This is a genomic window from Streptomyces sp. N35, assembly GCF_016464295.1.
In the GTDB taxonomy this organism is placed as follows: Bacteria; Actinomycetota; Actinomycetes; order Streptomycetales; family Streptomycetaceae; genus Streptomyces.
In genome coordinates, this window is record NZ_JAEIMH010000038.1 from 71234 (window position 1) to 81584 (window position 10351).

General features: G+C 69.4%; 10 protein-coding genes. 3 read left to right on the forward strand and 7 right to left on the reverse strand.

The window, feature by feature from the left end:
• Positions 1-88: 88 nt before the first annotated feature.
• The 3 genes from JAO81_RS21640 to clpS all read right to left on the reverse strand — a co-directional run bounded on the left by JAO81_RS21640 (position 89) and on the right by clpS (position 2950).
• Positions 89-1624, reverse strand: a complete 1536-nt coding sequence (locus JAO81_RS21640; RefSeq protein ID WP_199549557.1) for a sodium:alanine symporter family protein — start codon at positions 1622-1624, stop codon at positions 89-91.
• 415 nt (positions 1625-2039) lie between these two features.
• Positions 2040-2630, reverse strand: a complete 591-nt coding sequence (locus tag JAO81_RS21645) for a DUF2017 domain-containing protein (protein WP_199549558.1) — start codon at positions 2628-2630, stop codon at positions 2040-2042.
• Positions 2630-2950, reverse strand: coding sequence for an ATP-dependent Clp protease adapter ClpS (clpS, locus tag JAO81_RS21650; RefSeq protein ID WP_199549559.1), 321 nt, complete (start codon positions 2948-2950; stop codon positions 2630-2632). Before clpS ends, JAO81_RS21645 begins: the two co-directional genes overlap by 1 nt.
• A 110-nt stretch (positions 2951-3060) precedes the next feature.
• Between clpS and JAO81_RS21655 the strand changes: the two genes are divergently transcribed.
• Both JAO81_RS21655 and JAO81_RS21660 read left to right on the forward strand, forming a co-directional pair.
• Positions 3061-4389, forward strand: a complete 1329-nt coding sequence (locus tag JAO81_RS21655) for a nicotinate phosphoribosyltransferase (RefSeq protein WP_199549560.1) — start codon at positions 3061-3063, stop codon at positions 4387-4389.
• Positions 4390-4509: 120 nt separating this feature from the next.
• Complete coding sequence (locus JAO81_RS21660) at positions 4510-5097, forward strand: isochorismatase family protein (protein ID WP_199549561.1); 588 nt, start codon at positions 4510-4512, stop codon at positions 5095-5097.
• Positions 5098-5126: 29 nt separating this feature from the next.
• Here the strand turns inward: JAO81_RS21660 and JAO81_RS21665 are convergent, their stop codons facing one another.
• Both JAO81_RS21665 and JAO81_RS21670 read right to left on the reverse strand, forming a co-directional pair.
• Complete coding sequence (locus JAO81_RS21665) at positions 5127-5462, reverse strand: hypothetical protein (protein WP_165330700.1); 336 nt, start codon at positions 5460-5462, stop codon at positions 5127-5129.
• Between the two features lie 123 nt (positions 5463-5585).
• Complete coding sequence (locus tag JAO81_RS21670; protein ID WP_233415719.1) at positions 5586-7934, reverse strand: immune inhibitor A domain-containing protein; 2349 nt, start codon at positions 7932-7934, stop codon at positions 5586-5588.
• Between the two features lie 465 nt (positions 7935-8399).
• Between JAO81_RS21670 and JAO81_RS21675 the strand changes: the two genes are divergently transcribed.
• Positions 8400-8693 (forward strand): hypothetical protein, encoded by a 294-nt coding sequence (locus JAO81_RS21675; RefSeq protein WP_199549563.1) that lies wholly within the window; start codon positions 8400-8402, stop codon positions 8691-8693.
• A gap of 101 nt (positions 8694-8794) precedes the next feature.
• On the opposite strand, the gene JAO81_RS44025 is transcribed toward JAO81_RS21675, so the two are convergent.
• Complete coding sequence (locus JAO81_RS44025; RefSeq protein ID WP_374194325.1) at positions 8795-9256, reverse strand: RDD family protein; 462 nt, start codon at positions 9254-9256, stop codon at positions 8795-8797.
• Positions 9257-9740: 484 nt separating this feature from the next.
• On the reverse strand, positions 9741-10351 hold a 611-nt coding region (locus JAO81_RS21685), incomplete at its 5' end, for an RDD family protein (RefSeq protein ID WP_199549564.1).

The following is a 10351-nucleotide window of genomic DNA, read 5'->3' on the forward strand; positions in this document are numbered from 1 at the left end:
CGGGGGGGCGGCCCGCGGGGGAAGGGGGGCGGGCCCCGCCCGCGGGGGGGGGGGGGGGGGCGGCCCCGTCGGCGGATGCGGAGTCCGGTCAGACCTTCAGGAGTTCCTTCTCCGGTTCCTCGGGCTCCGGCTCACCGTTGTCACGGCGCTGGACGTAGTCGAGGAAGGAGCTCAGCTCCCGCTTGACCACCGGGAAGAGCAGGTAGAGACCGATGATGTTGAACACCGCGAGGATGAACAGGACCGCGTCGGCCAGGCTGAACAGCGCCGTCAGCGTGAGCAGCGAACCGCCCGCGGCACACACCGTGTACAGGGTGCGGAAGAGCGTGAGGCTGGGCTTGGAGCGGCCGAAGAGGTGCGCCCAGGCCTTCTCGCCGTAGTAGCCGTAGGTCAGCGCGGTCGACAGCGCGAACAGGATCACCGCGACGGTCAGCACGTACGGGAACCAGGGCAGGACCGTCTCGAAGGCGTCCGAGGTGATGACCACGCCGCCCGGGCCCTCGCCGGCCCGCGCCGCCGCCAGCGACGGCGGGCTGACGACCACGACCGTCAGGGCGGTCATGGTGCAAATGACGACGGTGTCGATGAACGGCTCGAGCAGCGCGACCAGGCCCTCGCTCGCGGGGTGCTTGGTCTTCACGGCGGAGTGCGCAATCGGGGCGGTACCGAGACCGGCCTCGTTGGAGAACGCGGCCCGCTGGAAGCCGGCGATCAGGGCGCCGATGAGACCGCCGGCGAAGCTCTCCGGGTTGAACGCGTAGGAGAAGATGTCGACCACCGCGCCCGGCAGTGCGCCGGCGTTGACGGCGAGGACCGCGAGGCAGCCGAGGATGTAGATGATCGCCATGGCCGGGACCAGCTTGGAGGTCACGTTGGCGATCGACTTCATGCCGCCGATCAGCACCACTCCGATGAGTAGCGCGACGACGATGCCGAAGACCAGGGCGCCGGCCGAGGAGTCGATGAAGCCGTTGTCGCCGCCGGTGGTGTTGGCGAGCTGGCTGTAGGCCTGGTTGACCTGGAGCAGGTTGCCGCCGAAGAGGCCGAAGAAGAGCACGAAGACCGCGGCGCAGACGCCGAGGACCTTGCCGAGCTTGTGTCCGGGAGAACCGGCACCGAATCGGTCCGCGAGACCGGCCGGCAGGTACTGCATGGGGCCGCCGGAGACCGTGCCGTCGGCGTGCACCTTGCGGTACTTCACTCCGAGGGTGACCTCGACGAATTTGGTGGCCATGCCCAGCAGACCGCAGACCGCCATCCAGAACGCGGCGCCCGCGCCACCGATCGTGATGGCGACGGCGACACCGGCGATGTTGCCGAGGCCGACGGTGGCCGAGACGGCGGCGGTCAGCGCGCCGAAGTGGTTGACCTCGCCGACCGCGCCCTCCTCGTCGTACTTGCCGCGCACGACCTTGAGGGCGAGCTTGAACTTGCGTATCTGGAGGAAGCCGAAGAGGCCGGTGAACAGCAGACCGGCGACGACCAGCCAGGCGACGATCAGCGGCAGTTCGGCACCGCCGACGGGCACGGCGTAGAAGACCCACTTGCTGAGGAATTCAGCCACGGGATCGACCACGCTGTTGACGGTCTCCTCGAAGGAGCTCGTCAGGGATTCAAGAGACATCGGACACCTCAAGGCAGGCACATGGGGGGTGTGCGGAACGGCGGCATCCGGCAGGGGATGCGGCAGGCAGGGCGGTGGGGGCACGAGAGAAGCGAACGCCGTTGTCCGGTCGGCGACTTGAGGGCGGCGCTCCATGGACGTGGAGCGCGGGCCCCGGTCGTACGGGGTCGTGCGGTCGTGCGGAGGCCAAGCTGCCTGGCGGTGCGCCAGGTCTCCGGGAGCGGCGAGGGGTGGTGCCGCCACCGAAGTGCCGAAGTTTTACCACGGCCTTAATGATTCTTTACGTGACGCTCATCACGGCCTGAAGTGCGGAAACGCCCGCCACCAGGCAATACGGCAGCGGGCGTGATGCGATCGTTATTCGGACAGCGATCACCGATATCCGGACGTCAGGACCGTCGGTGGACCTCGCGCCTTACGCCATCAACGTCTCGACGAGCGTCTCCTGCAGACCGCCGAGCCACAGGTACGCCATCACCATCGGCTTGCGCGGGTCGCTGTCCGGCAGCCGGTAGAGCAGGTCGGTGTCCTCTTCGCTGATCACGTCGAGGCGCGAGGCGATCGCGAGCCGCAGATCGTTGAGGGCGCCGAGCCACTGCTTCGACTCGTCCGGGGTGAGCTTGAGGACCGCGCCGCCCTCGCCGTCGAGGGAGAGCGCGTCGAGGCCGCGGACGACCACGAGGGCGTTGTCGCGCTTGCCGGCCCGCAGGTCGTTCTCGGTGAAGCGCCGGAACTCGGCGGAGTACGCCTTGAGTTGATCGTCCGGCACGGCCTCGGGATCGCCGTACGCATCCGGGAAGAGCCGTTGCAGCACGGGGTCGCTCGGCGGCTCGCTCGGGCCGTCGGCGAACAGCTCGGCCAGCGGGTCGGGGTTCTGCTCACCGCCGGGACCCGGGCCGATCAGCTCGAGGAGCTGCACGGCCAGGGAGCGCAGGATGGAGACCTCGACCTCGTCGAGCGCGACGGCCGCGCCGCCGCCGGGTACGGGCTCGAACATGCCGGCCATCAGGTGCGGTCCTGGCTCAGCGTCGCCCACAGGCCGTAGCCGTGCATCGCCTGCACATCGCGCTCCATCTCCTCGCGGGAACCGCTGGAGACGACGGCGCGGCCCTTGTGGTGGACGTCCATCATCAGCTTGTGGGCCTTGTCCTTGGAGTAGCCGAAGTAGGCCTGGAACACGTACGTGACGTAGCTCATCAGGTTCACGGGGTCGTTGTGGACGATCGTCACCCAGGGAACGTCGGGCTCGACCACCGCCGACTTCCCGTCGGCGGGGTTGGTGATCTCTGCTGGAGCCACGTCTGGAGCCACACTCACTTGTCCCATGCTGCCACTTGGAGGCTCGCGGTGCATAAAGGGGCCCCTCCACCCGGGCCGGGCCACCGACGGCTCAGCTGAAATCGTCAAAGTGACGAGATGGGAGTACGATCCCGCACATGAACACAGCGGACCTTGGGCTGCCGGTGGATGTTCCCTCGACGGCGCTCTTCACCGACCAGTACGAGCTGACGATGCTGCAGGCCGCGCTGAAGGCCGGCACGGCCGAGCGGCGCTCGGTCTTCGAGGCGTTCACGCGGCGGCTGCCCGAGGGGCGGCGCTACGGCGTCGTCGCGGGGACCGGGCGGGTACTCGACGCCGTGGAGAACTTCCGGTTCGACGCGGCCGTCCTGGACTTCCTGCGCGAGCGGAACATCGTCGACGGGCCGACCCTCGAATGGCTCGCGGACTACCGCTTCCGCGGGGACATCTGGGGCTACCCCGAGGGCGAGGTGTACTTCCCGGGCTCTCCCATCCTGCGCGTCGAGGGCTCCTTCGCCGAGTGCGTGCTGCTCGAGACCGTGATCCTGTCGATCCTCAACCACGACTCCGCGATCGCCGCGGCCGCGTCGCGGATGTCCGCGGCCGCCGGTGAGCGGGCCCTGATCGAGATGGGCGCGCGCCGTACGCACGAGCTGGCCGCCGTCGCCTCCTCCCGTGCCGCGTACATCGGCGGCTTCAACTCGACCTCGGATCTCGCCGCCGGCTTCCGCTACGGGATCCCCACGGTCGGCACCTCCGCGCACGCCTTCACGCTCCTGCACGACAACGAGCGCGACGCCTTCACCGCCCAGGTGGACTCGCTCGGGCGCGGCACCACGCTGCTCGTCGACACCTACGACGTGACCGAGGCCGTGCGGCTCGCGGTCGAGATCGCCGGGCCCGAGCTCGGCGCCGTCCGGATCGACTCCGGTGACCTGCTGCTCGTCGCCCACCGGGTGCGTCAGCAGCTCGACGAGCTCGGGGCCGCCCGTACGAAGATCGTGGTGACCAGCGATCTCGACGAGTACGCGATCGCCTCGCTCGCCGCCGCGCCCGTGGACGCCTACGGGGTCGGCACCCAGCTGGTGACCGGCTCCGGGCACCCCACCTGCTCGATGGTCTACAAGCTGGTCGCCCGCGCCGAGTCCGCCGACGAACATGCCCCGCTGGTACCCGTCGCGAAGAAGTCGCTCGGCGCCAAGTCCTCGATGGGCGGCCGCAAATGGGCCGCGCGCCGCGTCGACGAGGACGGTGCCGCCGAGGCCGAGGTGATCGGCACCGGTGCGGTGCCCGCCGAGCTGGCCGGCCGGCAGCTGCAGGTCGAGCTGGTCAAGGGCGGCGCGGTGCTCGGCCGCGAGTCGCTCGACGTCGTACGGGACCGGCATGCGGCCGCCCGCGCCGGACTGCCGCTGTCCGCGACCCAACTGTCGCGCGGCGAGGCGGTCATTCCCACCGAGTACGTGTGACCGACAGGTGACCCGGAGGGCCGGCACCCTCAAACGCCCTCTCCCGCAACGGACTTGAAGTCTCTACTCTCGGTCAGAACGGCCGAGTCGACGACCGCCGACAAACGAAGGACAGGGATCATGCGCCGCGCCTTGATCGTCGTGGATGTGCAGAACGACTTCTGCGAGGGCGGCAGCCTCGCCGTGGCCGGCGGTGCGGACGTGGCCGCCGCGATCACCGACCTGATCGGCGAGACCGGCGGGGCCTGCTACCAGCATGTGGTCGCCACCCGCGACCACCACATCGAGCCGGGCGGCCACTTCTCGGAGCACCCCGACTACCGCGACTCCTGGCCGGCGCACTGCGTGGCCGGCACCGAGGGCGTCGGCTTCCATCCGAACTTCGCCCCGGCCGTCGCCTCCGGTGCCGTCGACGCGGTCTTCGACAAGGGCGCCCACGCGGCCGCGTACAGCGGCTTCGAAGGCGCGGACGAGAACGGTGTGACGCTCGCCGACTGGCTGCGCGACCGCGAGGTCACCGAGGTCGACGTCGTCGGGATCGCCACGGACCACTGCGTACGGGCCACGGCCCTCGACGCCGCCCGCGAGGGCTTCCGCACCCACGTCCTGCTCGACCTCACGGCCGGAGTCGCGAAGGACAGCACGGAGCGGGCCCTGGAGGAGCTCCGCGCGGCCGGTGTGGAGCTGTCGGGCAAGCCGGTCGTCTAGAGCCCGGACCGGGCCCCGGGGGCCTACGGCTAGACCACGTACCGGGTCGTCTGCGGCGTCATGGTCCTCAGGAGCGCCCTGATCGGGTGCCACAGCTCCTCGGCCGTGTCGGGGGCGCCCCGCCATATCAGGCCGTCCGGATGGTGCAGGACCGCCGTGATCTCGTCCGGGGTGGGCGGTGCGGTGTTCCCGCGCAGGTAGATCGCGCGCAGCCCGAGGTTGCGCAGCCGGGTCAGGGCCCGGGCGCGGTTCGCCGCGTGGACCACGACCCGTACCCCCGGAGCCCCGCTGGGACAAGGGTTCGGCAGGTCCAGGGCCACGACCACATCGCCGCCCGGAAGTCTGCAGAATCCGCCACCAGCCATTCAGAATCACTCCCCCGTGAGACACCCTGTCAATAAGAACCGCACAGCAAGCACAAAAGCACGTTCGGCCGCCGCCCGCTAGAGGGCGACGGCCGAACGCACTGTGACCTGCGGTTTAACGGATTACTTCGAGGAAGGTCCGACCTTCACGGTCATCGTCGTGCCGCTCAGCGGCTGGTCGACGATCGTGATCTTCGTGTTGGTGTCAGTGATCTTGACACCGCCGAAGGGGTTCGCCTCGTCGTAGTACGAGTGGCGCCCGTCGTCGAAGACCGGGACACCCAGCTTCCAGTTGATCTTCGCCGCGACACCGTTGCGGTGCAGCGTGAAGCCCTGCGCCGGGAGCCAGCTGAAGGTCGAGTCGTAGGACTGGATGCGGTTGCGCATCAGGTCCTTGCCGGGGACCTTGTCGAGGTCCTCGGTCCAGCGCTCGGCCTTCGGGTGCGCGTCCACCGGCAGGATCAGACCCTCACCCGGGTGCACCGAGGTGTTGTTGTCCGGCTGCGAGGTGTCCCACTTCCAGATCAACAGGCCCTTCTGGTACGGGAAGTGCTCGACCCAGTTCTCCCGGGTGGTCTGCCAGCCGAAGTTGTACGGACCGGTCTTGAGGGTCTTGTCGTACGACACGTACTGGCGGTTCTCGGCGATGTAGAACTGGTCGTAGTCGTTGGTGATCGACTCACCGACGCGCGAGAAGCCCTTGGGCGTCCAGCCGTTGTCGTCGCCCTCGGCGCCGTCCGTGAACAGGGCGGTGCCGTCGGCCACGACGGAGATGTCGTCGGCCGCGAAGCCGACCATGTTGACGCCGCCGTCCGTCTGGTAGCGGAAGCGCAGGTCGATCTTCTTGCCCGCGTAGGCGTCGAGCGAGTACACGAGCTTCTTGTACGCACCCGAAGCACCGGTCAGGGCCGGGGCGCCGGAGGCGTCGCGCGGGAGCGCCGCGCCGTCGGCGGTGCCGTCGATCGGCGTGTAGCTGGCGCCGCCGTCCGTGGAGACCTCGGCGTAGGCGTAGTCGTAGTCCTGCTCGATGTCCCACCAGCCCGAAAGCTCGAGGCTCGCCTTGGACTTGCCGGTCAGGTCGACCGAGCGGGTCAGGGTGTTCTTGAGGTCGTCACCGCGACCGGACCACCACTGCTTGGCGCCGTTGGCCGGCTTCACGACCGGGGTCGTGACTTCCTTCTTCGGCAGTTCGACGACCAGCGCCTGCGGGTTCTTGGTGTTGTACTCCGCGACACCCAGCTTGTGCGTGGACTTCGTGCCGGCCTTGGCCACGTCGTAGTCCAGCCAGCCCAGCTGCAGCTTGTCCCAGGCGGTCATGTCGCCCGGCAGATCGCCGATCGACTCCTTGCCCTCGCCGAGCCACGAACCGGACGACATCAGCGACCAGTACGCGGTGGAGTTCTCGCCGCCGCCGGAGGTGTCGTACAGGTCCGGCAGACCCAGGTCGTGACCGTACTCGTGGGCGAAGACGCCGAGTCCGCCGTTCTCCGGCTGCACGGTGTAGTCGCCGACCCAGACCCCGGTGTCACCGATCTGCGTACCGCCGGCCTTGTTCTCGGACGGGCCGGTGCGGCCGGCGTCCGTGCCGTACGCGTACCAGCGGTGCGCCCAGATGGCGTTGGTGCCCTCGGCGCCGCCGCCCGCGGACTCGTCCTCACCGGCGTGCACGATCTGGAAGTGGTCGATGTAGCCGTCGCGCTCGTTGAAGTTGCCGTCGGCGTCGAAGTCGTAGCGGTCCCACTGGTCGTACTCGGCAAGCAGGGCCTTGATCTCGGCGTCGGTCTTGCCGGCGGCCTTCTGGTCCGCGGCCCACGCGTTGGTGCCGTCGCGGACGACGTCCCAGACGTTGGCGCAGTTGGTGGAGCCGCAGTAGTTCGAGCCGTAACGGGCCTCGTTGTACTCGACCTTGACCCAGTCGGAGACCTTGCCGTCGACCGAGTAGCGGCCCGAGGACTGCTTCTCGTAGTACTTCTTGACCGACTCCTTGTCCTTGTCGGTCGCGAAGTACAGGTCCTGGAAGTGCTGCTGGTTGAAGTCCGCGATCCAGTCCGTGGAGTTGTCGTCTCTGCGGTCCGGCTCGGGGATCTCGTTGTGCTGCGGGCCCGGCGTACCGCCGAACTTCTTGACCGGCGGCTTGGGTCCCTCGCCGTCCGGGTCGAACATCGTGGTGTCGTCGACCTTGTCGCCGAACTCCACCAGGATCGTGAAGATCTTGTCCGTCTTCTGACGGCCCAGCTCGACGTACTTGCCGTCGTCCAGCTTCACGACCTTGGAGGCGCCGCGGGTCTCTGCCTTGGCGTCGCCCGAGACGACCTCCTGCAGAGCGGCCTGGCGCTCGGCGGCCTGCTGCTCGCTGAACGGCCCCTCGAGGTCGTGCTCGACATGCCCCTTGTCCGGCGCGGGGTCATTGCGCTGCACGCCCGAAGGGGCGCTCGGCATATGGCCCTCGGCCTGAGCGGTGCCGTACGACATCGCTCCGGTGGCGGCCAGTGCCACACCTACGGCGAGCGCGCGTATGGAACGGCGTCTGCCTGTCTGACTGTTCACTTGGGTGTTGTCCTCCCCCGCGACAGCGTCTGCGGATGGGGGATCCGGAATCGGAACGATCCGCGCGCAGTGTCGCGTCACAAGTGACGACATTCGACCGGAGTTACGGGAGAAAAGACAGACCTTGACTTCACGTGCCCAAGTACGTTAGTTGCAGCGCGAGTTGCACTATCCGGACGCTTCCCGGGGCCCGCACGGCGCGCCCATCTCAGCGCATGAGATACGAAATGAGCCCGTGCGCCCCCCATGCATCGGCACCGTGTGTTAGGTCACGCTTACTAGCCGTTCCAGCAGGGAATCCGTCGTCATAGAGTCAGTTGACGGTGATTTTGCCCGAGCAGCCCGATCGCACGACCGACACCCCCGCACCCTCTTAGAGGACGGTTCGCCATGCCGCGTCCGACTGCCGCACAGCTCGTCTACGGAACCGTGACGGTCGTGATCGCCACGCTCGCCATGCTGCTGCTCTCCCAGACCCGTACCGGTCTCGGGGTCGCCGTCATCGCCGTCGCCGCCCTGGGGCTCGGCCTCCTGGTCGCGGTGACCGTACCGGTGCCGCGCCCGGCGCCCGCGGCCGCCCGCGCACCCGAAGTCCCCACCGAGCGCGTGCCGTTGCCGCGTCTGCACACCGGGGCCGAGGTGCGGATCGAGTCGCGTGTCGGCGAGCACTCACTGCGCAACTGAGCGAGCGGTTCTGGACCTAGGCCAGTGGGCCCGGACATACATGGACGGCGGGACCGTGCGATGCGCACGGTCCCGCCGCCTGTGTTCCGCCGTCCCGTCGGTCAGGCGGCGCTGACCACCACCGTCTTCGCGGCCTTGTCGTGCAGGGCCTGCTTGTACGGCTTGTCGACGGACATCATCACGATCAGGATCAGCCACCACACACACGGGCAGCACAGGAGCGCCGGCAGCCAGAGCACGGCGCCGCGCATCAGCGCCGCGTTGGACTCCGGGGTGGAGCCGTCCTGGAGGTTCGCCACGCGCAGGTTCATCAGCTTCTTGCCGACGGTCTGGCCGTTCTTCTTGACCATGAACCACTCGTAGCCGACGAAGGCCACGCACGCGATGAGCGTCCAGATGAAGGACGAGCCGCTGTAGCTCTGGCTGACCACGTCACCGAGGTCGTCCGTGTCCGTCTCGACCTTGCGGAACGGCAGCTGGATCACTGCCAGCGGGATACCGATGATCAGTGCGTCGATGATCCGGGCCGCGACGCGCTTGCCCATGTCGGCGAGCGGGGGCATGCCCTGCAGCGGGTCGGGGCCGCCGCCGTACCCGCCGAAGGCGCCCCCACCTCCGCCGTACGGGTCGGAGGCCCCCCCGGCGGGGGGGGGGGGGGGGGGGGGGGGGGGGGGGGTACGGGGAGCCGCCGGATGGCGGCGGGGGCGGCGGGGTGCCGTAGGGGTCGCCGCTCGGCGGCGGCGTGGCGCCCTGCGGGGTGCCGTAGGGGTCGCTCGGGGGCGGGGTGCCCTGGCCCTGCGGGCTGTCGTAGGGGGAGCCGCTGCCACTGCCGGACGGCGGCTGCTTCCTGAAGGGGTCGTCCTCCGGCTGGCCTGAGCCCGGGGGCGGCGGTTCGGTGGTCATGCCCCGAGTCGAACGTGCGGTTCGGGCGGGCGCATCCGGGTGTGGGCCGTCCGGGTTACAAGCCGGCCCCTCCGGCGCTCGAGGAGATCCGAACGGCGTTCGGATGCGGCGGCGCGGGGCGGAGCGGCCGGCTCCGGCGGCGCATCAGCCGGCGACGAACGTACGCGCTGCCTTGTCGTGCCAGCACTGGCGCCAAGGGCGGTCGAAGAGGCACCAGATGACGCCGACGATGCCGATCAGGAAGATGCCGGGGAGCGCGTAGACCAGCCAGCGCTTCAGGGCCGCGCCGAACGTCGGGGGCTCGTGCTCCTCGATGTCGCGGACCTCGATGCCGCAGAGCTTCTTGCCCAGGGTGCGGCCCCACTTGGCGGTCGGCAGCGCCTCGTAGAGCAGGCCGACGACGAGCAGGACGCCCAGGACGATGCCGAGGTAGCCGGCGGTCGTGCCGTCGAGCAGCCAGACCGTGGTCTGCAGACCCGACAGTTTGGCCTCGTCGATCTTCGCCTCGATGTGGTCGATCGCCTTCGGCACGACGGGGATCGCGGCGGCCGCGGTCACACCGCCGACGATCAGGGTGTCGACCAGACGCGCGGCCAGCCGCTTGCCGAGCCCGGCGGGCCGGGCCGAGCTCTGCGCCCGGACGGCGGCGATGAAGGGGTCCTCGACCACCGGCTTGAACGGCGTCACCGGCTGGCCCTCGGCCGCGGCCGGCTGCGCGAGCTGGTGCGCCTGCTGGGCCCAGGAGGCGTTGCCGC

Excerpts from the sequence above, each read along its gene's own strand:
- JAO81_RS21640 (WP_199549557.1), bottom strand. The coding sequence starts at position 1,624 with ATGTCTCTTGAATCCCTGACGAGCTCCTTCGAGGAGACCGTCAACAGC.
- JAO81_RS21645 (WP_199549558.1), bottom strand. The coding sequence starts at position 2,630 with ATGGCCGGCATGTTCGAGCCCGTACCCGGCGGCGGCGCGGCCGTCGCG.
- clpS (WP_199549559.1), bottom strand. The coding sequence starts at position 2,950 with ATGGGACAAGTGAGTGTGGCTCCAGACGTGGCTCCAGCAGAGATCACC.
- JAO81_RS21655 (WP_199549560.1), top strand. The coding sequence starts at position 3,061 with ATGAACACAGCGGACCTTGGGCTGCCGGTGGATGTTCCCTCGACGGCG.
- JAO81_RS21660 (WP_199549561.1), top strand. The coding sequence starts at position 4,510 with ATGCGCCGCGCCTTGATCGTCGTGGATGTGCAGAACGACTTCTGCGAG.
- JAO81_RS21665 (WP_165330700.1), bottom strand. The coding sequence starts at position 5,462 with ATGGCTGGTGGCGGATTCTGCAGACTTCCGGGCGGCGATGTGGTCGTG.
- JAO81_RS21670 (WP_233415719.1), bottom strand. The coding sequence starts at position 7,934 with ATGTCGTACGGCACCGCTCAGGCCGAGGGCCATATGCCGAGCGCCCCT.
- JAO81_RS21675 (WP_199549563.1), top strand. The coding sequence starts at position 8,400 with ATGCCGCGTCCGACTGCCGCACAGCTCGTCTACGGAACCGTGACGGTC.
- JAO81_RS44025 (WP_374194325.1), bottom strand. The coding sequence starts at position 9,256 with ATGCCCCCGCTCGCCGACATGGGCAAGCGCGTCGCGGCCCGGATCATC.